Annotated in this window: 24 protein-coding genes; 14 read left to right on the top strand and 10 right to left on the bottom strand. The window is 70.9% G+C overall.

Annotated features, from left to right (window positions below; all coding sequences use genetic code 11):
- Positions 1-43 precede the first annotated feature (43 nt).
- Positions 44-868 (top strand): HAD-IIA family hydrolase, encoded by an 825-nt coding sequence (locus ACGG9C_RS07705; protein ID WP_194383964.1) that lies wholly within the window; start codon positions 44-46, stop codon positions 866-868.
- Here the strand turns inward: ACGG9C_RS07705 and ACGG9C_RS07700 are convergent.
- From ACGG9C_RS07700 to ACGG9C_RS07690, 3 genes are read right to left on the bottom strand one after another with little or no spacing between them, the layout of a single operon-like run.
- Complete coding sequence (locus tag ACGG9C_RS07700) at positions 852-2,144, bottom strand: acyl-CoA dehydrogenase family protein (RefSeq protein ID WP_228480851.1); 1,293 nt, start codon at positions 2,142-2,144, stop codon at positions 852-854. The two genes, ACGG9C_RS07705 and ACGG9C_RS07700, sit on opposite strands and share 17 nt — an antisense overlap.
- Positions 2,141-3,370, bottom strand: coding sequence for an acyl-CoA dehydrogenase family protein (locus tag ACGG9C_RS07695; RefSeq protein ID WP_194383965.1), 1,230 nt, complete (start codon positions 3,368-3,370; stop codon positions 2,141-2,143). Before ACGG9C_RS07695 ends, ACGG9C_RS07700 begins: the two co-directional genes overlap by 4 nt.
- A 10-nt stretch (positions 3,371-3,380) precedes the next feature.
- Positions 3,381-4,802, bottom strand: coding sequence for an LLM class flavin-dependent oxidoreductase (locus ACGG9C_RS07690; protein WP_143003762.1), 1,422 nt, complete (start codon positions 4,800-4,802; stop codon positions 3,381-3,383).
- A gap of 221 nt (positions 4,803-5,023) precedes the next feature.
- Between ACGG9C_RS07690 and ACGG9C_RS07685 the strand changes: the two genes are divergently transcribed.
- The 4 genes from ACGG9C_RS07685 to ACGG9C_RS07670 all read left to right on the top strand — a co-directional run bounded on the left by ACGG9C_RS07685 (position 5,024) and on the right by ACGG9C_RS07670 (position 8,849).
- Entirely contained in the window at positions 5,024-6,349 is a 1,326-nt protein-coding gene (locus tag ACGG9C_RS07685) for an ABC transporter substrate-binding protein (RefSeq protein ID WP_071045406.1), read from the top strand.
- A complete protein-coding gene (locus ACGG9C_RS07680; RefSeq protein ID WP_390178504.1) occupies positions 6,342-7,259 on the top strand; it encodes a carbohydrate ABC transporter permease in 918 nt (305 codons plus the stop codon). Before ACGG9C_RS07685 ends, ACGG9C_RS07680 begins: the two co-directional genes overlap by 8 nt.
- A complete protein-coding gene (locus tag ACGG9C_RS07675) occupies positions 7,252-8,097 on the top strand; it encodes a carbohydrate ABC transporter permease (RefSeq protein WP_071045407.1) in 846 nt (281 codons plus the stop codon). The genes ACGG9C_RS07680 and ACGG9C_RS07675 overlap by 8 nt, the downstream gene beginning before the upstream one ends.
- A 182-nt stretch (positions 8,098-8,279) precedes the next feature.
- Positions 8,280-8,849: a YdeI family protein gene (locus ACGG9C_RS07670; protein WP_390178503.1), complete on the top strand. Its 570-nt coding sequence runs from the start codon at positions 8,280-8,282 to the stop codon at positions 8,847-8,849.
- A gap of 107 nt (positions 8,850-8,956) precedes the next feature.
- On the opposite strand, the gene ACGG9C_RS07665 is transcribed toward ACGG9C_RS07670, so the two are convergent.
- Together ACGG9C_RS07665 and pyrE are read right to left on the bottom strand one after the other, a co-directional pair.
- Entirely contained in the window at positions 8,957-10,036 is a 1,080-nt protein-coding gene (locus ACGG9C_RS07665; protein WP_390178502.1) for an alkene reductase, read from the bottom strand.
- A gap of 48 nt (positions 10,037-10,084) precedes the next feature.
- Complete coding sequence (pyrE, locus tag ACGG9C_RS07660; RefSeq protein ID WP_390178501.1) at positions 10,085-10,663, bottom strand: orotate phosphoribosyltransferase; 579 nt, start codon at positions 10,661-10,663, stop codon at positions 10,085-10,087.
- 46 nt (positions 10,664-10,709) lie between these two features.
- Between pyrE and ACGG9C_RS07655 the strand changes: the two genes are divergently transcribed.
- A complete protein-coding gene (locus ACGG9C_RS07655; protein ID WP_286717968.1) occupies positions 10,710-11,549 on the top strand; it encodes an exodeoxyribonuclease III in 840 nt (279 codons plus the stop codon).
- 48 nt (positions 11,550-11,597) lie between these two features.
- Positions 11,598-12,092 (top strand): nitroreductase/quinone reductase family protein, encoded by a 495-nt coding sequence (locus ACGG9C_RS07650; protein WP_071045412.1) that lies wholly within the window; start codon positions 11,598-11,600, stop codon positions 12,090-12,092.
- 6 nt (positions 12,093-12,098) lie between these two features.
- Here the strand turns inward: ACGG9C_RS07650 and ACGG9C_RS07645 are convergent, their stop codons facing one another.
- Positions 12,099-12,716, bottom strand: a complete 618-nt coding sequence (locus ACGG9C_RS07645) for a hypothetical protein (protein WP_286717964.1) — start codon at positions 12,714-12,716, stop codon at positions 12,099-12,101.
- A 104-nt stretch (positions 12,717-12,820) separates the two neighbouring features.
- Between ACGG9C_RS07645 and ACGG9C_RS07640 the strand changes: the two genes are divergently transcribed.
- The 4 genes from ACGG9C_RS07640 (at position 12,821) to ACGG9C_RS07625 (ending at position 16,929) form a co-directional block, all read left to right on the top strand.
- Complete coding sequence (locus tag ACGG9C_RS07640; RefSeq protein ID WP_286717962.1) at positions 12,821-14,080, top strand: sensor histidine kinase; 1,260 nt, start codon at positions 12,821-12,823, stop codon at positions 14,078-14,080.
- A 32-nt stretch (positions 14,081-14,112) separates the two neighbouring features.
- Positions 14,113-14,826, top strand: coding sequence for a response regulator (locus tag ACGG9C_RS07635; protein WP_390178516.1), 714 nt, complete (start codon positions 14,113-14,115; stop codon positions 14,824-14,826).
- A 109-nt stretch (positions 14,827-14,935) separates the two neighbouring features.
- Positions 14,936-15,820, top strand: coding sequence for an ABC transporter ATP-binding protein (locus ACGG9C_RS07630; protein ID WP_194383973.1), 885 nt, complete (start codon positions 14,936-14,938; stop codon positions 15,818-15,820).
- Complete coding sequence (locus tag ACGG9C_RS07625) at positions 15,817-16,929, top strand: ABC transporter permease (protein ID WP_194383974.1); 1,113 nt, start codon at positions 15,817-15,819, stop codon at positions 16,927-16,929. Before ACGG9C_RS07630 ends, ACGG9C_RS07625 begins: the two co-directional genes overlap by 4 nt.
- Positions 16,930-17,519: 590 nt before the next feature.
- Here ACGG9C_RS07625 and ACGG9C_RS07620 read toward each other — a convergent pair.
- Positions 17,520-19,313 (bottom strand): glycoside hydrolase family 15 protein, encoded by a 1,794-nt coding sequence (locus ACGG9C_RS07620; RefSeq protein ID WP_228480854.1) that lies wholly within the window; start codon positions 19,311-19,313, stop codon positions 17,520-17,522.
- A gap of 46 nt (positions 19,314-19,359) precedes the next feature.
- On the opposite strand from ACGG9C_RS07620, the gene ACGG9C_RS07615 reads away from it, so the two are divergent.
- Complete coding sequence (locus ACGG9C_RS07615) at positions 19,360-20,757, top strand: glucose-6-phosphate dehydrogenase (protein ID WP_228480855.1); 1,398 nt, start codon at positions 19,360-19,362, stop codon at positions 20,755-20,757.
- Between the two features lie 21 nt (positions 20,758-20,778).
- Here the strand turns inward: ACGG9C_RS07615 and ACGG9C_RS07610 are convergent, their stop codons facing one another.
- A complete protein-coding gene (locus ACGG9C_RS07610; protein WP_194383976.1) occupies positions 20,779-21,153 on the bottom strand; it encodes a VOC family protein in 375 nt (124 codons plus the stop codon).
- Between the two features lie 66 nt (positions 21,154-21,219).
- Positions 21,220-21,681: a ribonuclease E activity regulator RraA gene (gene rraA, locus ACGG9C_RS07605; protein ID WP_071045418.1), complete on the bottom strand. Its 462-nt coding sequence runs from the start codon at positions 21,679-21,681 to the stop codon at positions 21,220-21,222.
- Between the two features lie 102 nt (positions 21,682-21,783).
- Here rraA and ACGG9C_RS07600 point away from each other — a divergent pair, with 102 nt between their 5' ends.
- Positions 21,784-22,368: a nitroreductase family protein gene (locus ACGG9C_RS07600; RefSeq protein WP_194383977.1), complete on the top strand. Its 585-nt coding sequence runs from the start codon at positions 21,784-21,786 to the stop codon at positions 22,366-22,368.
- A gap of 51 nt (positions 22,369-22,419) precedes the next feature.
- Here ACGG9C_RS07600 and ACGG9C_RS07595 read toward each other — a convergent pair whose 3' ends face one another.
- Positions 22,420-22,986 (bottom strand): transcriptional regulator, encoded by a 567-nt coding sequence (locus ACGG9C_RS07595; protein WP_194383978.1) that lies wholly within the window; start codon positions 22,984-22,986, stop codon positions 22,420-22,422.
- Between the two features lie 67 nt (positions 22,987-23,053).
- On the opposite strand from ACGG9C_RS07595, the gene ACGG9C_RS07590 reads away from it, so the two are divergent.
- A complete protein-coding gene (locus ACGG9C_RS07590) occupies positions 23,054-24,346 on the top strand; it encodes an MFS transporter (protein WP_194383979.1) in 1,293 nt (430 codons plus the stop codon).
- Position 24,347: the final 1 nt, after the last annotated feature.

Here is a 24,347-nt window from a genome sequence, read left to right as displayed (position 1 = left end):
CCTCTCGTCGGACAGCGCGGGCCGCGCCGCATAGGCTGTGCCCATGCGTACCCGTGACGAGGTCGAATGCTGGCTCACCGACATGGACGGCGTGCTCGTCCATGAGAACACCCCCATCCCCGGCGCATCCGAGCTTCTCCAGCAGTGGCGGGATCTCGGAGTGCCGTTTCTCGTTCTCACGAACAATTCGATCTTCACGCCGCGCGACCTCAGTGCGCGACTGCGCGCATCCGGTCTCGTCGTGCCCGAGGAGGCCATCTGGACCTCCGCCCTCGCGACCGCGGACTTCCTGCGCTCGCAGATGCCGGGCGGCAGCGCCTTCGTCATCGGCGAGGCGGGCCTGACGACCGCTCTCCACGAGGCCGGGTTCATCATGACCGAGACCGATCCGGACTACGTGGTGATCGGCGAGACGCGCAACTACTCCTTCGAGGCGATCACGAAGGCGATCCGCTTCATCCGCGGTGGCGCCCGGTTCATCGCCACCAACCCCGATGCGACCGGCCCCTCGGTCGAGGGCGTGCTGCCGGCGACCGGGGCGATCTCGGCCCTCATCTCCAAGGCGACGGGCAAGGAGCCGTATGTCGTCGGCAAGCCGAACCCGATGATGTTCCGCTCGGCCCTGAACCGCATCGGCGCGCACTCCGAGAACACCGGCATGATCGGCGACCGGATGGACACCGACGTCGTGGCGGGGATCGAAGCGGGCCTGCACACCGTGTTGGTGCGCACCGGCATCTCCGATGACGCCGAGATCGAGCGCTATCCGTTCCGCCCCGACGAGATCCTGGACTCCGTCGCCGAACTGCTCGCCGACGACCCGATCGAGGCCGAGATGCCCGAGGGCGAAGTCACCCACGGGCTGTGACGCTCGGGCTCCCCACCGCCCAGAGCGGCTGCGGCAGGTCGCCGGTGAGCACCCACGCGCCGACCCAGCGGTTCTTGTAGAGCACCGGATTGTGGCTCGAGACCGTGCGGGCGTTCCGCCAATGCCGGTCGAGCGACGCGCCGCGCGCCGTGGATGAGGCACCCAGCGCGTCGAACAGGCGCGATGCGATCGTCTGCACCGCACCGGTGGCGAACGACTGCGCCTGTGCAGCCCGGATCTCCGCGATCGCGTCGGCCGCCCGCGCGCGCTCTCGCAGCGCCTCGTCACCGGGGTCGTCGCGCACCGCTCGCGCGGCGGCGACGGCGTCGTCGACGGCGCCTGCCACGGCGTGCACCGTCGACTCGACCGCGTAGGCGGAGGCCGCGAGCTCACCGATCAGAGCCTGGATCTGCACGTCGTCCTGCGCGCGATCGGCCGTTCCGTGGCTGTACACCCGCGCTCGCGACCGCACCGCATCCGCCGCATCGGAAACCGCCCGATGCGCGATCCCCGCCAGCACGCTCAGCAGCACCAGCTGGTAGAGCGCCGTCTGGTATCCGAAGCGTTCGGCCACCGGCAGCACGTCGGCGGCGTCGACAACGGCGTCATCGAACACGATGGTGCCGGTCCCCGTGCCTCGCTGCCCGAATCCGTCCCAGTCGTCGCTCACGCTCACCCCGGGCTGATCGAGCCGCACGAGCACCGCGACATCGACGCCGTCCGCAACACGATGGGCGACCGCGTCGGTCCATTCCGCGAAGATGCTACCGGTGGTGTAGAACTTGCGTCCACGCACCCGCAGGGTGCCGTCGACGTCGACGCGCAGCTCGGTGCCCGCGCGTGACGTGGTCGATCCGGATGCTTCGCTCCACGCGTTGCCGGTGGTCTCGCCCTCCACCACCCGCCGGATCCACCGGTCACCGAACCCGCGGTCGGTCGTGGTCAGCGCCTGCTCGACGAGGGCGAAGTGGCCGCGGAAGATCTGCGGCACGTTCGCGTCGGCGGCCGCGATCGCGATCAGCAGCGGCGTGAGGCTCGCCCAGTCGGTACCGAGCCCGCCGTCCTCGACGCTGACGCGCGCGCGTCCGATGCCGAGGTCGCGCAGCTCGCGCACCGCCTCGAACGGCAGATCTCGCCCGCGGTCACGAGCTGCCGCCTCCTCGGCGATGCGCTCCACTGTCGGGCGGAACCGTTCCTCGAGGTCTCGCGGCACCGCCGCCCACACCTGGTCGGTGAAATCCGTGCGGAGAGGGGCCGCCACCGTCTGGCCGTTCACGTGTACAGGGAGATCGGCTGGACGGCACCGGTGAGAAAGTGGGCTCCCACTTCGAGTTTCTTGTAGTCGACCGGGTCGTGCAGGGAGTGCGTGCGGATGTTGCGCCAGTGCAGGTCGAGACCCACGCGGCTCGCCGTCGAACTCGTGCCGGTCGCTTCGAACACGCGGTGGGCGACGTCGGTGGCGGTGTCGCTGGCGACCACCTTGAGCTGCGCGACCTCGACGGCAAGTCGTGCGCGGTCCTTCGCGGAGACGTCGGCGCCGAGGGCGATGGTCTCGTCGAATCGGCGGTTCACCCGATCGGCGAGCGCCGACACCGCAGCCGTCTTCGACACGAGCTCGCCATAGAGACGTCGGACGAACGGGTCGTCCCGGTAGGTGGAGGCCTCGGACAGGAACCACGCGTTCGGCCGCGCAACGGTCAGGTCGCGCGCCTGCGCGAGCGCGCCCTCCGCGATTCCGAGGTAGAGATTGCCGAACATCAGCTGGATGCCGGGTGTCACGAAGCTCTGGATCGGCTCGTCGGTGCCGAACCCGAGAACATGCTCCGGGTCGACGCGCACGTTTCGGTAGGTCACGGTGTTGCTGGCCGACAGCCGCTGGCCCAGGTTGTCCCAGTCGTCCACGAGCTCGACGCCGGGATGCCCATGGGGGAGCACCAGGTAGGCGAACGCTCCCGCGTCGGGGCCGTCTTCGACAACAGCGTTGATGAGCAGCGCCTCACCGACTCCCGACCCGGTGGAGTACCGCTTGAAGCCGTCGAGGCGGTAGCCGTCGCCGTCCACCGTGAGCGTCAGGTTCGGATCCACCGGGTTGACCGAGTCGCCCCAGATCCAGCGGCCGTCGATCGAGGAGCGGAACCAGCGCTCCCGCTCGTCGGGCGCGGCGACCAGCGCGATGTTCGCCTCGTTGATGTAGTGGTATCCGAGCAGCTGCGCGATCGAGGCGTCGCGTCGGGCGATGATGCGCACCACCCTCGCGGCGGTCTCCCACTGGGCCCCGCCGCCGCCGAACTCGACGGGATCGAGCAGGGTCGTGAGAGCGGCATCCTGCAGCAGCCGAGCCTCGGCGAACGGCTGCGCGTTGGCGCGGTCCCGGGCGAGGGCGTCGGCGCCGAGCGTCTCGGCGACGGCCTCGGCCACGGCATCCCATCGCGCGAGCTCCGCGTCGGTGGCGGTGCCCGACCAGTGGGTACGGGGCGGGGCGAGGCTGGTGGTGGCGGTCATGCGTTTCTCCTCAGACGGTGGTGGGAACGAGGGATGCGCCGCCGTCGGCGGCGGTGCGCGAACCGGCGAACGCACCCCGATACGCGTGCGCCGGGTGCCACTCGGGCACCACGGCGCTGCCGGAGAGCCGCTCGCGCAGCGTGGCGCCGGGGCGGGCGTCGGCGGCGAGAAGACCCCGCCGACGCAGCTCAGGCGTGAGGTGCTCGGCGATGTCCTCGAACGTGCCGGGCGTGATGACGTAGGCGAGGTTGAATCCGTCGACCCCGCCGACGTCGACCCATCTCTCCAGCTCGTCGGCCACGGTGGTCGGGCTTCCGACGATGACCGCGCCGATGCCGCCGATGCCGACGTACTCGGCGATGTCGCGCGGTGTCCACTCGCGGGTGGGGTCGGCCTTGGTGAAGATCGACAGGGCGGAGCGGGCGGCATCCGTATCGACGTACCGGAGCGGCTCGTCGGGGTCGAGCGCGGCGAGGTCGATCCCCGACCAGCCGCCGTACAGAGCGAGAGAGCCCTCGAGCGAGACGTACCGACGAAAGTCGTCGCGCTTCGCTCTCGCGAGCTCGTCCGTCTCGGCGACGATGACGGTGGCGAGGGTGAGGATCTTCACGTCGTCACCATCGCGCCCGGCGGCGCGGGCCTTGTCACGGATGCCGTCGGTGGTGCGGCGGGTGAGTTCGGGGGCAAGCCCGTTGATGAAGATGGCCTCCCCGTGGCGAGCGGCGAACTCCTGCCCACGGGGCGACGCGCCCGCCTGGAAGATCACGGGGGTGCGCTGGGGCGACGGCTCGCCGAGGTGGATGCCGGGCACGTCGAAGTGCTCACCGCGATGGTCGATCGGGTGCACCTTCTCGGGGTCGGTGAAGACACCGGTGTCACGATCGCGGAGCACGGCGCCGTCTTCCCACGATCCCTCCCACAGCTTGTAGACGACATCCAGGAACTCGTCGGCGATGCCATAGCGGTCGTCGTGCGCGATCTGGTCGCCGAGTCCGAGGTTGCGCGCGGCGCTGGCGAGGTAGGACGTCACGACGTTCCAGCCGATTCGGCCGCCGGTGAAGTGGTCGAGCGTCGTGAGCGTGCGCGCCAGCGCGTAGGGCTGGGCGTACGTCGTCGCGACCGTCACTCCGAAGCCGAGACGCTCGGTGACCGCCGCCATCGCCGGGATCTGCAGCAGCGGATCCCCGACGGGCACCTGCGCGGCGTCGCGCAGGGCGGGCGCGACGGAGTCGCGGTAGACGTCGTACACCCCGAGCACGTCAGCCAGGAAGACCGCGTCGAAACCGCCTCGTTCGAGCAGCTTCGCCAAGTCGATCCAGTAGTCCAGGCGGTGATACTCGTCCGCTCGGTTGTCGGGATGCCGCCACAGGCCCGGCGCCTGGTGGGTCACGCAGCTCATCTCGAACGCGTTGAGGATGATCGGCTTGGTCACCGGGCACCTTCCTTCCTGCGCCGAAAGCGGCGCGCCGCGGGAACGCTATCAACGGTCCCTCACGACGGGAGACGAGCCCGACACACGCCGACACGCTGCGACACAGGACGTCACACGATGTCGCCGTCTTACGAGAGGGCATGCTGCGCCGGTATCGCTCGCTCCACAATGTCCTCTCGTGCGGCCCTCGCCGCGCACCGCATCCATCCGAGAGGCTCGCCATGTCCGATTCGTCACGCCGCGCACGCACGCTGCGCAGGTTCGCCGTCCCCACCGTCGTCGCCGCCTCCGCGGTCATGCTGGCCTCGTGCGCCGGCGGCGACGCCGACGCATCGGACGCTGCCGGCGAGCAGGAGCTGACCGTGCTGCTCATCTCATCGCACGAGGGCGCCTCCGACCTCCTCGCGGAGCGCTACGAGGCCGAGACGGGGGTGCGCATCAACCCGGTGATCGTCCCCTACGACGAGATCGGCAACACCCTGGCGCTCGACCAGCAGTCGGGCGCGAACACGATCGACGTTGCGGCGCCCTGGTACGTCTCGATCGGAGACCTGGCTGACTCCGGCTCGATCCAGGACCTCACCGACTGGATCGCGAGCGACCCCGCCGCCGACGAAGACGACTTCATCCCCTCGATCTACGATCCGTACACCCTGGTGGAGGATCGCCGGTACGGGCTGCCGTTCGACGGCGACACCCACGTGCTCTTCTACAACACCGAGATCCTGCAGCGGAACGGCTTCGACGCTCCGCCCGCGACATGGGACGAGTACGTCGAGCAGTCGCGCGTGATCACCGAGAACGAGGGAGCCGACGGCGTCTACGGCAACGTGATCTTCGGCCAGAAGTCCCCGCTCATCCTGGGAGCGAGCTTCGCCAACCGCCTTGCGGGGTTCGGTGGCGAGTTCGTCGACGACGCGGGCGCACCCGTGATCAACTCCCCGGAGGCCGTGGCGGCAGCGCAGTCCCTGGCCGACGCACTGGAATCCGCCTACCCCACACCCACCGAGACCGCCTTCGGCGAAGGCAACTCCGCGTGGTACGCGGGCAACGCGGCGTTCATCGAGAACTGGACCGACCTCGGCGTGGGCTCGCAGATCAACCCCGACTCCACGGTGGCCGACGGCTGGGGCGTCACGCTGCTCCCCGTCGGCGGGGAGAACACCCAGGCGCGCGCATCGCTCGTGGCCGGGTTCACCTGGGTGATCGCGGCCCACACCGACAAGACCGAGCTCGCGCGGGACTTCATCCAGTGGGCAGCCTCGAGCGAGATCAACGAGGAACTGCTCGTCGCCGACCCGCAGACCGGTATCGACCCCAACCGCATCTCCTCGCTCGAGAGTGAGGCGTACGGACAGGCCTATCCCGACCTGCAGCGCGTCAACCGCGCCACCCTCGACGGCGCACTCGCCTGGCCCACCGGCAAGAACGCCACGCAGGCGGCCGAGGTGCTCACCGACGAGCTCGCCAAGCTCGTCGCGGGTGAGGTCACCGCGCAGGAGGCACTGGATGCCGCGCAGGCGGAGTGGGAAGAGCTCCTTGGCTGACGCATCCGCGACGGTGCGCCCACGGCGCCTCCCTCGGGGGCCGGCGTGGGCGCACCGCCTGTTCGTCTCACCGAGCGTGCTCGCGCTGCTCGTGCTCGGGGCGTATCCGCTGCTGTTCATCGTGGCTGCCGCGTTCACGGAATCGTCTCTCGGCAGGCCGTTCCAGGAGTTCGTCGGCACGGCCACGTTCGAGCAGGTGCTCACAGATGCCGACGCCGTCGCGTCACTGTGGCGCACCCTCGCATACGCCCTGGCGGTATCGTCTGCGAGCGTCGTGCTCGGGGTGGTCGCGGCGCTCGCGCTCCACGGCGCGGTGCGGAGCGGGGCGCTCGTGCGCACGCTCCTCCTCCTCCCGCTCATCACACCTCCCGTGATCGTGGGCACGCTCTGGAAGCTCATCTACAACCCCGGGGGCGGGCTCCTCGCGACCCTCTTCAAACTCATCGGGCTGCCCTCCGAGACCATCGCGCCCCTGTCGTCGACGCTGTGGGCGCTCCCGGCGATCGCCGTCGCCGACGTCTGGGAGTGGACGCCCCTCGTGGCTCTGCTGGTGTTCACGGCACTCCTCGCCCAGGACCCGCAGACGCTCGAGGCCGCATCGCTTGACGGCGCACACGGGTTCGGCACGTTCCGCCACATCACCCTGCCCGCCGTTTCCGGGGTCGTCGCGGCGGCCTTCTTCATCCGGCTGGTGCTCGCCTTCAAGGTGTTCGACCTGGTCTTCATGATGACCTCCGGCGGCCCCGGACAGGCCACGACCACCACGTCGTATCTCATCTACCAGGCGGCGCTGCGGGAGTTCGACGTGGGCAAGGCGGCCGTCATCACGCTTCTTCTGGCCGTGCTCGTGACGGCGGTCACCATCCCCGTCGCTCTCGTGGCTCGACGATGGCAGGTGAATCATGAGTGACCGCATCCTCGACCGGCCACGCCGCACGACCGGATCCCGCGGCGCAGCAGCCACGGTGGTGCTCGCGGTGCTCCTCGCCTTCTTCGTGACGCCCTTGCTCTACCTCGTGTCGGTCTCGCTCATGGGACGGGACGAGACCGGTCAGGGGGTGCTCGTGCCCGCCGTCCCGCAGTTCTCGAACTGGGTGGATGTGCTGACCGGCTCGGACCTGCTGCAGGGCATCGGGAACTCCCTCGTGGCCGCTATCGGCGGCGCGACCCTCACCCTGGCGATCGCCCTGCCCGGAGCCTGGGCGATCGTGCGGTTCCGCACCGGTGGAACCACCCTCGCCGGCACGCTGATGAGCCCCTGGCTGCTGCCGCCGATCGTCGCGGTCGTGCCGCTGTTCACCCTGCTCCGCGTGATCGGGGCCAACAACACCCTGTGGGGCCTCACCCTCGTGTACGCCCTGGTGAACGTGCCGGTCGCGATCTGGCTGCTCGAGGGGTTCCTCCGGAAACTCCCCAGCGAGATCGAGGAGGCCGCCCGGCTGGACGGCGCCGGGTCGTTCCGGGTGCTCACGTGGATCGTGACCCCGCTGGTCGCTCCGGCGCTGGCGGCCATCGGCATCATCGTCGGGGTGCTGAACTACAACGAGTTCCTGCTGGCGACCTTCCTCACGCAGAACCCCGACGCGCAGACGCTCCCGGTGGTGCTCTCGCTGTTCTACGGCGAACGCACGCCCCATTTCGGCAAGATCGCCGCCGCATCCGTCATCGGCGTGCTGCCGGTGTTCGCTGCCGCCGTCTTCTTCCAGCGCTGGCTCGTCGGCGGGCTGACCTCCGGCGCCGTGCGCTGAGCCGTCACCCGCCCCTCGTCGTTCACAACTCCGCAAGAATCTGCGTCGCGACGCTCTCTGGGGGTTGTCGGGGCTGTGACCGGGCGATATTGCGGAGTTATGAACGGCGGATGGGGCGGCGCAGGCGACGCGACTGAACTCGGACGCGACGTCGGCGGGCGCGCGTAGGGTCGGCGGCATGGGTGCACTCGACGACGGGGAGCGCGTGGTCGTGGCCGACGCCGTGGCGTGGCGGGCGTGGCTGGTCGAGAACCACACCACCTCGACGGGCGCGTGGCTGGTGCGCGCGTCCCGGGTCCGACGTCACCGTCGTCGCGTACGAAGACGCGATCCGGCAGGCGCTGTGCTTCGGATGGATCGACGGCCCCACCCGCTCGTTCGACGAGCGCCTCGGCGGCCTGTGGTTCTCACCGCGCCGGCCGCGCAGCGGCTGGGCGGCGACGAACAAGGCACGCGTGGTCGACCTCGAGGCCACCGGCGAGATGACCGACGCCGGACGGCGGGCGATCGCCGTCGCCCGCGAGAACGGATCGTGGAGCGTGCTGGACAACTCCGAGGCGCTCCGCGAGCCCGACGACCTCGCGGCCGCCCTCGACGCCGACGGCGCGGCTCGCGCCGCGTGGGATGCATTCCCGCCCTCGGCGCGCAAGTTCGGCATCGCTCAGGTCGATCTGGCGCGGCGCCCTGCCACGCGCCTGGCCCGCATCACGAGCATCGTCACCGCCGCCCGGGAAGGAAGGCGCCCCTCATGAGCGAGTTCGAACAGACTCTGCTGCTGGGAAGCTCCGCGGTGATCCTGCTGGGCACGCTCATCACGTGGATCGTCGTCTGGATCCGCCGTCGCGACGACTGAGATGCGTCAGGAGACCGCGGCGAGCGCCGGGTAGTCGGTGTACCCCTCAGCGGTGCGGCCGTAGAAGAGCTCGGGGCGCGGTTCGTTCAGGTCGGCGCGCTGCTGCCAGCGGTGCACGAGGTCGGGGTTAGCGATGACGGGGCGCCCCACGCCGACCGCGTCGGCCCAGCCCTCGGCGACGAGGGCCTCGGCCTCCTCCCGCGTGGTGGGGGACGAGAACCCGGAGTTCAGGATCACCGGTGCACCGACGCTGCGGCGGATGCGCTGCACGAGGTCGCCCTGGGGGTGGGCGTGGAGGATGTCGACGAACGCCAGCCCGAGGGGCGCGAGCCCCGCTGCGAGAGCGGCGTAGGTCGCGTGCGCGTCGGCGTCGTCGGTCTCGAGGACGCCCTGGATGTTGTGCTGCGGCGACAGGCGGATGCCGGTGCGGTCCGCGCCGATGGCGGCGGCGACGGCTGCCGTCACCTCGACGGCGAAACGCGCACGCGCCTCGGGCGAGCCCCCGTAGGCGTCTTCGCGCCCGTTGGAGGCGGGCGAGAGGAATTCGTGCACGAGGTAGCCGTTCGCGCCGTGCACCTCGACGCCGTCGAACCCGGCCGCGACCGCGTTGCGTGCGGCCTGCGCGAACTGCGCGATCACGGCGGGGATCTCGTCGGTCTCCAGCGCGTGCGGGACGGGCATGTCGACCTTGCCCTCGGGGGTTCGCGTCTGTCCCGGAGCCGGCAGGGCGCTCGGCGCGACGATCCGCTCGGTGCCGGTGATCGCGGTGTGCGAGACACGACCGCCGTGCATCAGCTGCATGACGATGACGCCGCCGGCGGCATGCACCGCGTCGGCGACCAGGCGCCAGCCCTCGATCTGCTCGGGCGTCTCGATGCCCGGCTGGCCGGGGTAGGACATGCCCTCCGCGACAGGCCACACGCCCTCACTGACGATGAGCCCCTGCCCGGCGCGCTGCCGGTAGTACTCGACCATCGCGTCGGTGGGCACGCCGTCGGCACCGGCGCGGGTGCGGGTGAGCGGCGCCATCACGACGCGGTTGGCGAGGTGCAGCGATCCGAAGGTCGCGGGAGAGTAGAGATCCATGGTGACCGCCAACGACCCCACCGCGGTGCCGTATTCCCGAGCCGGGACCTACTGCGGAGCGAGCCCCAGGTCATCGAGATCGACGGCGGCCAGCCACTGCAGGCCTTCCGCCTCGACCGCGGCCTGCGCACCCGTCTTGCGGTCGACGATGACCGCGACCGCGACGGGCTCGGCGCCCTCTCGCCGCAGGGCCTCGACCGCCTTGAGCGCCGACTGACCGGTGGTGGAGGTGTCTTCGACGACCACGACGCGCTTGCCGGCGACATCCGCCCCCTCGACCTGCCGCCCGCGCCCGTGGTCCTTCGGCTCCTTGCGCACGACGAACGCGTCGAGCGGTGCGTCGGTGCGGGCCGACTCGTGCATCACGGCGTTGGCGATGGGATCCGCCCCCAGCGTGAGACCGCCCACCGCGACGATGCCGTCGACGTCGCGGATGAGGTCGAGCATGATGCGCCCGATCGCCGGCGCCGCACGGTGGTCGAGCGTGAGCTTGCGCATGTCGACGTAGTACGACGCCTTCTTGCCGCTGGAGAGGGTGAAGTCGCCGTGGAACACGGCCTCGGCCTTGATCAGCGCGATGAGGTTCTGCCGGTCGATCTCGAGGTCTGCGGTGGAGGCGGCGGTCATGGTGTCGAGTCTAGGAGAGTCGGCGGGCGCGCCTAGGCTGGAATCCATGCGCCTGGCCACCTGGAACGTCAACTCGATCCGCGCCCGCGTCGACCGCATCGTCGACTTCGCCGTCCGCGAGCACATCGACGTGCTGGCGATGCAGGAGATCAAGTGCAAGGAGGAGCAGTTCCCCTACGAGGCGTTCGAAGCCGCCGGATTCGAGGTGCGCGCACACGGCTTCTCCCAGTGGAACGGCGTCGCCGTCGCCAGCCGCGAACCCATGACCGACGTCGAGACCGCCTTCCCGGGCATGCCCGGGTTCGCGAAGGGGCACGAGGGGCCGGATGCGCCGCAGGAGGCGCGCGCCATCGGGGTGACCACCGCCGGCGTGCGGGTGTGGAGCCTGTACGTGCCGAACGGCCGGGGCCTCGGCGATCCGCACTACGACTACAAGCTGCACTGGCTCGCCGCCCTCGAGAAGCACACGCGAGACGTGCTCGCGGCCGACCCCGACCTGCCCCTCGCGCTGGTCGGCGACTACAACATCGCGCCCACCGACGCCGACAACGGAGACCCCGCGATCGTGCCGGGCTTCTCCACGCACGTGTCGCCGCCGGAGCGGCAGGCCTTCGCATCCCTCACCTCCGCGGGCGTGGTCGACGTGGTGCGCCCGCTCATCCCCACCGGCTACACGTACTGGGACTACAAGCGGCTCCGCTTCCCCCGCAACGAGGGCCTGCGCATCGACTTCATCCTCGGATCGGAGACCTTCGCCGACGCGGTGACGGGCGCATCCATCCATCGCGACGAGCGCAAGGGCGAGGGGCCGAGCGATCATGTGCCGGTGGTCGTCGATCTCGACCTCGACGGCGCGGAAGACGACGACCGCCCGATGATCTTCTGACACGCTCCCGGGGTTGTGGCACCGCGGACGGCTCGGGAAGCTGGTCGCATGAAGCCGCTCGCGCGTGTCCTGCTCTCCGTCCTCACCGTTGCGCTCGTGGGCGCCGTCGCCGTGCTGGCCGCCTTCGTCGTCGGCGTCCGAACGAAGAATCCGTCCGTGCTGCGGGCGGCCCGCGTGATCCAGCGCGACGTGATGAACCGCGGCGCGATGCGCACCGCCGGCACGACGGAGTCGCCGTGGACGATCATCCGTCACCGCGGCCGCAGGTCGGGAACGGTCTACGAGACCCCCATCGGCACGCACCGGGAGGGCGACCTCTTCTACGTCACCATCCCCTACGGCCCGGGCACGCAGTGGCTTCGGAACGTGCTCGCCGCAGGAGGTGCGACGCTGATCACGCGCGGCGAGGAGATCGAGGTCGTCGATCCGCGGGTGGTGCCGATCGAGACCACGCCGATGGCGCAGAAGGATCGGGCGGCGATCGCGATCTTCGGGGTCACCGACGCGCTCGTGCTGCGCGTCGCCTCATCCGGCCACGCGTGACCGGGCTCATTTCGCCGACGTCGTCGGCGTCGGCGCGGGGTCCGGCGTCTCCTCCGGTTCGGGCGTGCAGTCCAGCGGGGCGGAGTTGCCGCTCTCGGTGAAGTCCTCGCACGTGAGGAACGCCTTGTGGTTCAGGCCCAGCAGGAACGACGCCACCGCCACCCCGACCACGACCAGCGCGATCAGCCACTTCGTGCTCACGCGCGTCTCGTCGCCGAACTCCGGCCACACGATCCGCACGAGCAGCCACAGCGTGAACGGCAGCCCGATCAGCACAGCGAGGATCGCACCGAGATCGATGAGGAAGACGAAGAGGTCCTCCTCCTCGTCGTTGATGAAGAACATCAGCGCCAGCCACACGCTCGGAAGCAGCAGCAGGAACGCGCGCAGCAGCCGCACGCCGACGGGGCGACGCTCGACGAGCACGAAGACGAACGCCGCCGTGGCCGCCGCCCAGACGGCGAGCAGCTGGTCGAAGAACAGGTCCCCCCACGCGCCGAGGGTGAAGGCGGGCCACCAGACGACGACCGCCATGCCGACCATGGCGACGCCGACGCGGCCGTCCTGACGGCGTGACGTCGACGCTTCGCGATGCTCGCGGCGGCGACGCGTTCGGTCGTTCATCCGGCTCCCCTCCCCCGCACAGTCAACCAGCACATCCCGCCCCGCCGCGGGATCTCCGCCGTCCGAGGGATGTCCGCCGCCGATGCCGCCCGTACGGTGGAGGAATGTCCGCCCTCGACAGCGCGCGCGGTGTGCGCGCGACCACCCGCGCATCGCTGCGGTCAGATGTCTGGCTCGCCGCGGGACTGTTCATCGCCGCCGTGCTCAGCATCGCGCTGAACTCCGTCGCCGGGATCTTCGGCGGCGATGCCCCCGGCCCCGAGTGGGGCCTCGTCTACGCGCTCGCCCTCACCGCCCCGCTCGCGGTGCGGCGGCGCTATCCCGCCACGGTCGCGATCGCCGTCGCCGTGACGTACTTCGTGGGCATGACCGCCCGCATTCCCGAGGTCTACGTCGGCAACATCGCCATCTTCGTGAGCTTCTACACCGTCGGCGCGTGGCTTGTCGATCGCCGGCGAGCCACGATCGTGCGCACGGGCATCATCGCCGGCATGTTCGTGTGGCTGATCGTCACGACCTTCCGCGCCGCGATCGACCCCTCCGACGAGGCGCTGTCGCAAGCCGGACTGTTCTCGCCCTTCGCGGCCTTCATGATCCTGCAGTTCCTCATCAACGCCGCCTTCTTCGGCGGCGCCTACTACATGGGCGAGCGCGCCTTCACCGCCGCCGAGCAGCGCACCGCCCTCGAGCAGCGCACACGTGAGCTCGAGCGCGAGCGCGAGGTGACGACGGCGCAGGCGGTCGCCCTCGACCGGGTGCGCATCGCCCGCGAACTCCACGACGTCGTCGCCCACCACGTCTCGGCGATGGGGGTGCAGGCCGGTGCCGCACGCGCGGTGCTCGATCGGGACCCCGCCGCCGCCCGCGCCGCCCTCGCGGGCGTGGAGGATTCCGCCCGCGGCGCCCTGTCGGAACTGCGGCACCTGCTGGAGACGCTCCGCACCGACGACGCCGAGCCGGTCGACGGCTCCACCCTCACCCTCGCCGGCCTCGGCGACCTCGTCGCCCACGCCCGCGACCACGGACTGCCCACGACACTCACGACGGTCGGGGAACCGCATCCGCTGACCGCCGTCACCGAGGTGAGCCTGTATCGCATCGCCCAGGAGGCGCTCACGAACGCGCGCCGCCATGGCGGCCCCGGCGCCACCGCCGAGGTGCGGCTGCGCTACACCGACGACGGCGTCGAGCTCGAGATCACCAACACCGGACGAACCGTCCTGTCACCGCGCTCCGGGCTCGGCATCGTGGGGATGCGCGAGCGCGCGGCCGCGATCGGCGGCACCCTCACCGCCGCGCCCCGCGAGCGCGGCGGGTTCCTCGTGCGCGCGCACGTGCCCATCACCGCGGAGGTCGCCGCGTGATCCGGGTGCTGCTGGTCGACGACCACGCCGTCATGCGCGCGGGGTTCCGCATGATCCTCGAGGCGACGGGAGAGATCGACGTCGTCGGCGAGGCCGGCACCGGCGCCGAGGCGATCGCCGCCGCATCCGCCCTGCACCCCGACGTGATCTGCATGGACGTTCAGATGCCCGACATGGACGGCATCGAAGCCACCCGACGGATCGTCGCGGGCGCCGCCGACGGACCGGCGATCGTGATCGTGACCACCTTCGACCGCGACGACTACCTCTTCCGCGCCCTGTCGGCCGGAGCGAGCGGGTTCGTGCTCAAGAACGCCGGCCCCGAGGAGCTCGTGCACGCCGTGCGCGTGCTCGCCTCGGGCGACGCGCTGCTGGCCCCCGAGGTGACCCGTCGCGTGATCGCGCGCTTCGCGGGCACGGATGCGGCCACCGACGCCACGCCGTCGGATGCACCGCCCGCGGCAGCGTCGTCCGCGGCGGCGTCGGCGGCATCCACTTCCTCCGGCGCGGGCGGTGCGGGCGGCGTCGCGGGCACGCCGGATGCCGTGCCGGCGGCGGAGCTGACCGAGCGCGAGGCCGAGGTGCTGCGGTTGGTCGCGCAGGCGCTGAGCAATGCCGAGATCGCCCAGCGCCTCTACATCGGCGAGGCGACGGTGAAGACGCACGTCTCGAACGTGCTGCAGAAGCTCGGCGCCCGCGACCGCGTCGCGGCCGTCGTCTACGCGCACCGGCACGGCCTGGTCTGATCCTCCTCCCCGGGACGGAGGCGACGACCCGCCCACGGGGGGATGTCCACATCGGCCCGGGTTTGTAGCGTCGGTGTCGGTGGAAGATCTCCGCCGGAAGGAGCGCGACATGCTGCGACTGCAGGGCCTCACCAAGAGCTACGGCGAGCGCCGGGTGCTCGACGACGTCACGTTCGACGTCGCCGCCGGACGCCTGACCGGATTCGTCGGCGGCAACGGCGCCGGCAAGACCACCACGATGCGCATCGTGCTCGGTGTGCTCGGCGGTGACGCCGGAACCGTGACGCTCGACGGCGCGACGGTCACCTCCGCCGACCGACGGCGGTTCGGGTACATGCCCGAAGAGCGCGGCCTGTACCCGAAGATGAAGGTGCTCGAGCACATCGTCTATCTCGCCCGCCTGCACGGCTTCGGCAAGGCAGACGCCGAATCGCGCGCGCGTGCACTGCTGGAAGACCTCGGTCTCGGCGAGCGCCTCGGCGACAACATCGAGACGCTGTCGCTCGGAAACCAGCAGCGCGCACAGATCGCCGCAGCCCTCGTGCACGACCCCGACGTGCTCATCCTCGACGAGCCCTTCTCGGGTCTCGACCCGCTCGCCGTCGAAGTGGTCGCCGCCGTCCTGCAGGAGCGGGCCGCCGCGGGCGCATCCGTGCTGTTCAGCTCGCACCAGCTCGACGTCGTCGAGCGGCTGTGCGACGACCTCGTCATCATCGCCGGCGGCACCATCCGGGCCAAGGGCGCACGCGACGAGCTACGGGCCGCCCACGCGCAGCGCCGCTACGAGCTCGTCTCCACCGGCGACGCCGGGTGGCTGCGCGACGAAGAGGGCGTCGAGGTGCGCGACTTCGACGGCGGCTACGCCGTGTTCGACGCCGATTCCGACGAGACGGCCCAGCGGGTGCTCCGCCGCGCCGTCGCGCAGGGCGACGTCGCCAGCTTCGCCCCGCAGCATCCGACCCTGTCGCAGATCTTCAAGGAGGTCATCCAGTGAACGCCACCCCGACCGCCGGCCCCACGACGGCCGGCCCCACGACGGCGCAGAGCGTCTGGCTCGTCGCCGAGCGGGAGATCGGCTCGAAGCTGCGCAGCAAGGCCTTCATCATCTCGTTCGCGATCCTCTTCGTGGGCGCGCTCGCGCTGGTGCTGTGGGGCGGCTTCACCGCGCAGAACACCTCCGGCACGCCCGTCGCGGTGACGTCCGACGCACAGCAGTACGTCGTGGACGTGCCCGGCGTCGACGTGACCGACGCCGCATCCGACGCCGAAGCGCGCGAGCTCGTGAGCTCCGGCGAGGTCGACGCGGCCATCGTGGGCGATTCCGCGTCGCCGACGGGCTTCACGGTCGTCGCCGAATCCAGCCCGCCGACCAATCTGCTGCTCTCCCTGTCGCAGCTGCCCACCGTGGAGCTGCTCGACCCCGACGCCGGGTCGGATGCGCTCGGGTTCGTCGCCGCCATCGGTTTCGGCGTGGTCTTCCTCATGGCGGCATCCCTGTTCGGCGGGACCATCGCGCAATCGGTGGTCGAGGAGAAGCAGACGCGCGTGGTCGAGCTGCTCATCTCGGCGATCCCGGTGCGCTCGCTGCTGGCCGGAAAGGTGATCGGGAACACGATCCTCGCGATGGGGGAGATCCTCATCCTCGTGGCGATCGCCGTGGTGGGCCTGACCGTCACGGGACAGTCCGAGTTGCTGCAGGGCCTCGGGGCGCCGATCGCCTGGTTCGCGGTGTTCTTCTTCTTCGGCTTCGTGCTGCTGGCGACGCTGTTCGCCGCCGCCGCGTCGATGGTCTCGCGCCAGGAGGACATCGGCTCGACCACCACGCCGCTCACGATGCTGATCATGGCGCCGTACTTCCTCGTGATCTTCTTCTACGAGAACCCCGTCGTGCTCGGGATCATGTCGTACGTGCCCTTCTCGGCGCCGGTGGGAATGCCCATGCGCATGTTCCTCGGCGAGGCCCAGTGGTGGGAGCCGCTGCTGTCGCTGGCGATCCTCATCGCCACGTGCCTCGGAGCGATCATCGTCGCCGCGAAGATCTACGAGAACTCGCTGCTGCGCATGGGCGCCCGCGTCAAGCTCTCCGAGGCCCTCTCCCGCTGACGCGCGGGCGGTCGGCGCACGCCGGACGGCGGCGGACGGCGGGCGGCGGACGGCGGCGCACGTGCACGTGCACGTGCACGTACTCAGGCTGGCGGGCGTCGGGCCCGGGTGAATCCCGGTCCCGGCGCCGCTTCGTCCCCTCAGGGCCTGAATTGGTGCACGTGGTGTGCGACCGACAGGGCGGGCGGAGGCGGCAGGGCCGGCGGAGGCGGCAGCGCCGGCGGCTGGGTGTACGGGCGGTGGGGCGGGCGGAGCGGCTGAGGCGCGCAGGAGGTTCTCCCCCGGCCCTCCCCACCGGCCCTGCCGGCCCCACCGTCCCCACCAGCCCTGCCGTCCCCACCGGCCCTGCCCGCCCCGCTGACCCCACCGTCCCCACCGTCCCCGCCGACCCCGCGCCGGGGATGCGGCCGGGCGGAGCGGACCCGCGCGCGGTGTGCACCAACTCAGGCTCGGCGCGGCCGAATCTGGCCCCGGGCCCGGAATCGGCTACTTCGTCACCGCGCAGCCTGAATTGGTGCACAAGGGGGTCCGGGAGGACGACGGGTCCGCCGACCCGGGGCGACGGCGCGTCCGGCCGAGGCGGGGGCGGGTCAGACGCGGTAGGCGGCGCGACCGGAGTGGCCGACGAGGGCATCCGCGGCGCGCACGAGGGCGAGGTGCGACAGGGCCTGAGGGGTGTTCCCGGCGTGGCGGTCGCGCCCGACGTCGTACTCCTCCGACAGCAGCCCGACGTCGTTCGCGACGGCGCACGCCCGATTCATCAGCTCATCGGCGTCGTCGAGCCGGCCGCTGCTGGCGTACTGCTCGACGAGCCAGAACGTGCAGGCGAGGAAGGGATGCTCGTCGCCGGGGAGGCCGTCGACGCCGCTGTCGGTGCGGTAGCGCAGCAGGAAGCCGTCGCGCATGAGCGTGCGCTCCATCTCGGCGACGGTGCCGAGCATGCGCGGGTCGTCGTGGTCGCAGAAGCCCACCTGGGGCAGGAGCAGCAGCGACGCGTCGACCTCCGTCGAGCCGTAATGCTGCACGAAGTGCCCTCGCTCCGCGTCGAAGCCGTTCGCGTCGATCTCCTCGCGCACCCGGTCGCGCAGGAGCTCCCACGTGGATGCGTCCCCCGGCAGCCCCGTCTCCCTCACGGCGCGCACACCACGGTCGAGCGCCGCCCACACCATCGCCCGCGAGTGGGTGAACATCGTCTCCTCGCCGCGGATCTCCCAGATGCCGCAGTCGGGTCGGTCGAACCACTCCACGACCTGATCCAGCAGGGCCTTCTGCAGCGCCCACGAGAAGTCCGACTCGTCGACGCCGGCGTTGCGGGCCGCCTCGAGAGCGACCATCACCTCGCCGATCACGTCGGCCTGGAACTGCGTGTAGGCACCGTTGCCGAGGCGCACCGGCGCCGACCCCTCGTATCCGGGCAGGCTCGTCAGCTCGCTCTCGGGCAGCTCCCGCTCCCCCGCGATGCCGTACATGATCTGCACGTCGGCGGGGTCTCCGGCGACCGCCCGCAGCAGCCAGCGCCGCCAGCGGAACGCGATGCGCGTGAAGCCGTGCTCGAGCAGCGCCTCGAGGGTGAGGGATGCGTCGCGCAGCCACACATAGCGGTAGTCCCAGTTGCGGGACCCGCCGAAGTCCTCGGGCAGCGACGTGGTCGCCGCGGCGACGATCCCGCCGGTGTCGAGGTGGGTGAGCGCCCGGAGCACCAGCAGCGACCGCACGACCTCCTCGTGGTGCGGTCCGTGGTGCTCGATCGTCTCGGCGAAGTCGCCCCAGAACGACTGCGTCGACGCGCGGACGGCGTCGACGTCGACCGGCGGCGGGGTCGGCAGGTGGGATGCGAACCACGTCAGCGTCACATCGACCTCGTCGCCGGGCCCGACCGTCACGGTGCCGCGATGCCGGTGGTCGACGGCGCGGAGGCGGGCACCCCGCACGACGACCGCGTCGGGTCCGGCGATCCCCAGCAGCGCGGGCGCTTCGTCGTCGCCGATCTGACGCACCCACGGCACGGAGCGCGCGTAGTCGAACCGGACCACGAGCTCGTGATCGAAGGCGACCTCGCCCGAGACGCCGACGATGCGGCGCACGATGTCGGTGCGGTCGCCGTCGATCGGCATGAACTCGTGCACCTCGGCGACACCGTCCACGCTCTCCCATCGGGTGACGAGGGTGAAGGTGTCACCGTCGTAGCGGCGCGTCGGCGTCGCGTGCGGGTCGGCGGGTCGAAGCATCCATCTGCCGTGGTCCTCGTCACCGAGAAGGGCACCGAAGACGGAGGCGGCGTCGTAGCGGGGCGGACAGAACCAGTCGATGCTGCCCTCGCGCGAGACGAGCGCCGCGGTGCGGCAGTCGCTGAGCAGAGCGTAGTCCTCGATGGGTGCGGGCACGGCAGCCTCCCGGGAGCAGTGTGGTGGGCAGCGGTTCGACGCTATCGTGGGCGCCGTGACCTCCGCGACCACGACGCTGCTCATCCTCGGAGCCTCGGGAGACCTCACCTCCCGCCTGCTCCTGCCCGCCCTCGGCGAGCTCCTCACCCGAGAACCCGATCGCCACGTGCACCTGCGCGGCGCCGGTATGGACGACTGGGACGACACGCACTGGCGCGATGTGGTGAAGACCTCGTTCGCTGCCGGTGACGCCGACGCCGCCTTCGCCGCGGTCGATCAGACCACGTACACGCGCGCCGACATCACCAAGGCGGATGACCTGCAGCGCCTTGTCCACGGCGTCGACGGACCCCTCGCGCTGTACTTCGCCGTTCCGCCGGCGATCGCCGCCCGCGCGTGCGAGGCCCTCGCCGACGTGACCCTTCCCGAGGGCACGATCCTGGCGCTCGAGAAGCCCTTCGGAACGGATGCCGACAGCGCGCACGCGCTCAACCGCACGCTCGAGCAGCTCGTCCCCGAGAATCAGATCTTCCGCGTCGATCACTTCCTGGGGCGCTCGACGCTGCTGAACCTGCTCGGCGTGCGCTTCGCGAACCGCGTGATCGAGCCGGTGTGGAACGCCGAGCACGTCGAGAGCGTGCTCGTGCGCTTCGACGAGGCGCTCGGCCTCGAGGGACGCGCGGGCTACTACGACAAGGCCGGCGCGATGATCGACATGATCCAGAGCCACCTGCTGCAGGTGCTGGCCTTCCTCGCGATGACCGCACCCGCATCCCTCGACGAACGCGATCTGCGGGATGCGACCGGCGCGGCCCTGCGCGCGACACACGTGTGGCACGACGACCCCGCGTCCGCCTCCCGGCGCGCGCGCTACACCGCCGGATCGATCGGAGACCGGACGTTCCCCTCCTACGTCGACGAGCCCGGCGTGGACCCGTCGCGCCACACCGAGACGCTCGCCGAGGTGACCTTCGCGGTCGACACCGCGCGCTGGGCGGGCGTACCGTTCACGCTGCGATCGGGCAAGGCGATCGGCGAGCCGGTGCGCGAGATCGTCGTGCAGTTCCGTCCGGTGCGGCACGTGCCGACGGGGCTCACCGGGGATGCATCGGGCTCGGTCATGCGCTTCTCCCTCGGTCCCGACGTGCTCTCGCTCGAGCTCAACGTCAACGGCGCCGACGACCCGTTCGAACTCGAGCGCATCGGCCTGACCGCCGACCTCGGCGCCGGCGCGCTCCGGGCCTACGGCGAGGTGCTCTCGAGCATCCTCGACGGCGATGCCGCCCTCGCGGTGCGCGGGGATGCGGCCGAGCAGTGCTGGCGCATCGTGCAGCCGGTGATCGACGCGTGGCGCGCCGACGACGTGCCGCTGGACGAGTACCCGGCCGGTGCGGCCAACCCCACCGGCTGGCCGTCGCACGCGACCCCGCCGCTCAAGCACTGAGGCGGGCGCAGCCGCCGCGACTCAGGCGTGGAGCACCGCGAGCACGTTGCCCGCGGGGTCCCGGAACCACGCGATGTCCGGGCCGTTCTCGCCGCCGCGCACGATGCCCTTCTCGTCGCCGACGTCGGGGTAGATCCTGGTGTCGACCCCGCGGGCGTTGAGGTCATCGACCGCGGCGTCGATGTCGGGCACGGGGAAGTTCAGGATGGTGAAGGTCGCCGGCACGTGATCATCCTTGGCGTAGACGAAGATCGCCGCGCCGGATTCGAGTCGAAGCGTGAGGAAGCCCATCGCGTTGTCTTCCACGGTGAGGCGGAGTGTGTCGCCGTAGAACGTGCGCGCGGCGTCGAGATCGTCGACGGCGAACCCGCTGAAGGCGTCTGTGGTGCGGAACATGGGGCCTCCGAATCGTCGAAGCAAGCATCCACCCGCGGATGCCCTCAGCGCCAGTGGCGGCGTGCGTCAGGAGACGAGGATGCCGTCGGCGTCGGCCCACACGAGGTTGCCGGGGGTGAAGACCACCCCGCCGATCTCGACGGGCACGTCGACCTCGCCGACGCCGTCCTTGACGCTCTTACGCGGGTTGGATCCGAGGGCTTTCACGCCCAGGTCGAGCGTGGCGAGCACGTCGCGGTCGCGGATCGCGCCGTAGACGATGACGCCGGCCCATCCGTTCTCGACCGCCGAGGAGGCCATGATGTCGCCCATGAGGGCCGACTCCAGCGATCCGCCGCCGTCGACGACGAGCACGGCTCCCTCGCCCGGCGTGGCCAGCACATCCTTCACCAGGCCGTTGTCGCGGAAGCACCGGATCGTGCGGATGGGGCCCTCGAACGCGCGGCGTCCGCCGAGGTCCTGGAACGGCACGGAGACGGAGGCGAGGGCGTCTCCGCGCTCGTCGTAGAGATCGGCGGTCGCGGTCATGCGCCCACGCTACCGGCGTGCGGGAATGAATTCGCGCGAATGTTGTTTCAGGAGTGCGACGGACGACGGGGCCCGCCGGATCCTTTCGAGAATGGAGTTCCCATGACCCTGCTGCAGGACCGCACCGCCGACACCGATCACCCCGTGCTCGACGTGATCGCCGAACGATGGAGCACGCGGGTGTTCGACACCGACACCCCGCTCGACGAGTCAGCGCTGCGCCGAGCCCTCGAGGCCGCCCGCTGGGCGCCGTCGGCCAACAACTCCCAGCCGTGGCGCTTCATCGTGGCCCGCCGCGGATCCGCTCCGCACGCCGCCCTCGTCGACACCCTCGGCGGCTTCAACAGGGCGTGGGCGCGCGATGCCGCAGCCCTCGTCGTGTTCGTCGCCCAGACCTCGCGCGATGACGGCACGCCGCAGCGGTGGGCCGAGTACGACACCGGACAGGCATCCGCCTACTTCAGCCTGCAGGCGCACGCGGCCGGACTCGCCACGCACCAGATGGGCGGCTTCGACCACGACGCCGTCGCGCGGGCCTTCGAGCTCGGCGCGAACCTCGAACCGGTCACGATCATCGCCATCGGAACCATCGGATCCCACGCCGGCATCTCCGAGGAGCTCCGCCAGCGCGAGAACGCCCCGCGCGTGCGTCGCGCCCTCGACGCCTCGGTCCTTCTCGACGCCTGACCCGCATCCGCTGGCGTCACCCTCCCGTGACCCCCGGCCGCCCCGGCTGGGTCAGGGGGCCGGGGCGGGGCCGGCCTGATCGCCGGTCACGCCGATCCGCTGCGCCAGCTGGTCCGGGCGGGGGTTGAGGTCGGGATGTGTCACGGCGACGAACGAGTACGCGTCGCCGTCGGGATCGGGGCCGCGCTCCTTGAACTCGATCGCCAGCTCGAACACGCGCCGGTCCAGCTCCGCCTTGTGCTCGGCGTTCAGGCGCAGTCCGAGCCACGTGAAGCGCACGTCCGCCGGATCGACGCCCTCCAGCTGCTGCCGCATCGTCTCGATCAGCACGACGGACTGGTTCGCGCCGAGCGATGTGCGCCACGACAGTCCCGTCGCCTTGTACGGCACCTCGCGCGCGCCGCGCCGCCCGGCACGCTCCGGCTCGGGCGCGAGCATCCCCGCCTCCACGAGCGTGCGCACGTGGTGCAGCATCGTGCCGGGGTTCACATCCAGCAGCTCGGCGAGCTCCTTGTTCGTGCGTGCGTCGAACCCGCACAGACGCAGGATGCGCAGGCGAAGCGGCGAACTCAGGGCGCGCGCGGCGAACTCGGCCTGCTGCTGCTCGTCTCGTTCCACGCCTCCACCGTACGTGACACGCCGCAGTGATTGACAGAACTCAATCTATCCCCTCAGACTGATTGGCATGTCCCAATCAGACGGGGTGGATGACGTCCCCGCCACCAAGACCTCGCTGTGGCGCGACGCGAACTTCCTCACCCTGTGGAGCGGTCAGTCCCTCGCGCAGTTCGGCGCGCAGATCACCGAACTGGCCGTTCCGGTGCTCGCCGTGCTGCTGCTCGGCGCATCCGAGTTCGAGATCGGCGTGCTCAACGCCGCCAACGTCGCCGCCTTCCTGCTGGTGGGCCTGCCCGCCGGCGCCTGGATCGACCGCCTGCGCAAGCGCCACGTCATGATCGCGGCCGACGTCGTGCGCGCCCTCGCGCTCGCGGCGGTGCCGGCGCTGTGGATGCTCGGGATTCTGGAGATCTGGCAGCTGGTCGCCATCGCGTTCGTGGTCGGGGTCGCGACGGTCTTCTTCGACGTGTCGTATCAGAGCATCGTCCCGTCGCTCGTGCGACCCCGGCAGATCGCCGAGGCGAACGGCAAGCTGCAGGCCACCTACGAGCTCGCGAACATCGCCGGCCCCGGCATCGGCGGCTGGCTCGTCGGCGTGCTCACCGCCCCGGTCGCGATGCTCGCGACCGCAGGCACGTACGCCGTGTCGGTCGTCGCGCTGCTGCTCACGCGCGACCGCGAGGAGCCGCGCGCCGCCGATGACCGCGCGCCGATCCTGCACGAGATCCGGGAGGGGCTGCAGTTCGTCTTCGGCGAGCGACTCCTGCGGCGGATCGTCGGCACGACCGCCACGTCGAACTTCTTCGCCGTCATCTCCACGACGCTCCTCCCCCTGTTCCTGCTGCGCGAGCTGGGCTTCACCCCCGCCGCGATGGGCGTGGTGTTCTCCCTCGGCGCGGTCGGCGGACTCCTCGGCGCCATCGCGACACCGCACATCGTCGCGCGCGTGGGCGAAGCCCGCGCCATCCCTCTCAGCGCCATCGGGTGCAGCCTCGCCGCCCTCGTGCTCCCGGTCGCCGCGATCACCCCGGCCTTCGCCTTCCCCCTGCTGGTCGTGCAGTCGTTCGTGCTGAGCTTCCTGGTGCTGCTGTACAACATCACCCAGGTGACCTTCCGGCAGCGGATCACGCCGCCGCGCCTGCTCGGACGCATGAATGCCTCGGTGCGGTTCATCGTATGGGGCGTCATGCCGCTGGCGGCACTGCTCGCCGGTGGGCTCGGCACGTGGCTCGGCGTCATCCCGACCATGTGGATCGGCGCGATCGGGCAGCTTCTGGCCGCCGGCTTCGTGCTGTTCGGTCCGTTCTGGAGCCTCCGCCGCCTGCCCGATGCCCCCACCGCCGGGTCGTCCCGCGGGTAGT

The sequence above is a fragment of the Microbacterium sp. MTN4-26 genome (genome assembly GCF_042846595.1).
Taxonomy (GTDB): Bacteria; Actinomycetota; Actinomycetes; order Actinomycetales; family Microbacteriaceae; genus Microbacterium; species Microbacterium luteum.
The sequence above is the reverse complement of the archived record's forward strand: the minus strand, read 5'-3'. Positions and strand labels throughout refer to the sequence as shown.

Coding starts and splice junctions, on each gene's coding strand:
- ACGG9C_RS07650 (WP_071045412.1), top strand. CDS start 11,598: ATGAAGCCGCTCGCGCGTGTCCTGCTCTCCGTCCTCACCGTTGCGCTC.
- ACGG9C_RS07635 (WP_390178516.1), top strand. CDS start 14,113: ATGCGCGCGGGGTTCCGCATGATCCTCGAGGCGACGGGAGAGATCGAC.
- rraA (WP_071045418.1), bottom strand. CDS start 21,681: ATGACCGCGACCGCCGATCTCTACGACGAGCGCGGAGACGCCCTCGCC.
- ACGG9C_RS07665 (WP_390178502.1), bottom strand. CDS start 10,036: ATGGATCTCTACTCTCCCGCGACCTTCGGATCGCTGCACCTCGCCAAC.
- ACGG9C_RS07645 (WP_286717964.1), bottom strand. CDS start 12,716: ATGAACGACCGAACGCGTCGCCGCCGCGAGCATCGCGAAGCGTCGACG.
- ACGG9C_RS07610 (WP_194383976.1), bottom strand. CDS start 21,153: ATGTTCCGCACCACAGACGCCTTCAGCGGGTTCGCCGTCGACGATCTC.
- ACGG9C_RS07655 (WP_286717968.1), top strand. CDS start 10,710: ATGCGCCTGGCCACCTGGAACGTCAACTCGATCCGCGCCCGCGTCGAC.
- ACGG9C_RS07640 (WP_286717962.1), top strand. CDS start 12,821: ATGTCCGCCCTCGACAGCGCGCGCGGTGTGCGCGCGACCACCCGCGCA.
- ACGG9C_RS07685 (WP_071045406.1), top strand. CDS start 5,024: ATGTCCGATTCGTCACGCCGCGCACGCACGCTGCGCAGGTTCGCCGTC.
- pyrE (WP_390178501.1), bottom strand. CDS start 10,663: ATGACCGCCGCCTCCACCGCAGACCTCGAGATCGACCGGCAGAACCTC.
- ACGG9C_RS07695 (WP_194383965.1), bottom strand. CDS start 3,370: ATGACCGCCACCACCAGCCTCGCCCCGCCCCGTACCCACTGGTCGGGC.
- ACGG9C_RS07590 (WP_194383979.1), top strand. CDS start 23,054: ATGTCCCAATCAGACGGGGTGGATGACGTCCCCGCCACCAAGACCTCG.
- ACGG9C_RS07675 (WP_071045407.1), top strand. CDS start 7,252: ATGAGTGACCGCATCCTCGACCGGCCACGCCGCACGACCGGATCCCGC.
- ACGG9C_RS07600 (WP_194383977.1), top strand. CDS start 21,784: ATGACCCTGCTGCAGGACCGCACCGCCGACACCGATCACCCCGTGCTC.
- ACGG9C_RS07630 (WP_194383973.1), top strand. CDS start 14,936: ATGCTGCGACTGCAGGGCCTCACCAAGAGCTACGGCGAGCGCCGGGTG.
- ACGG9C_RS07705 (WP_194383964.1), top strand. CDS start 44: ATGCGTACCCGTGACGAGGTCGAATGCTGGCTCACCGACATGGACGGC.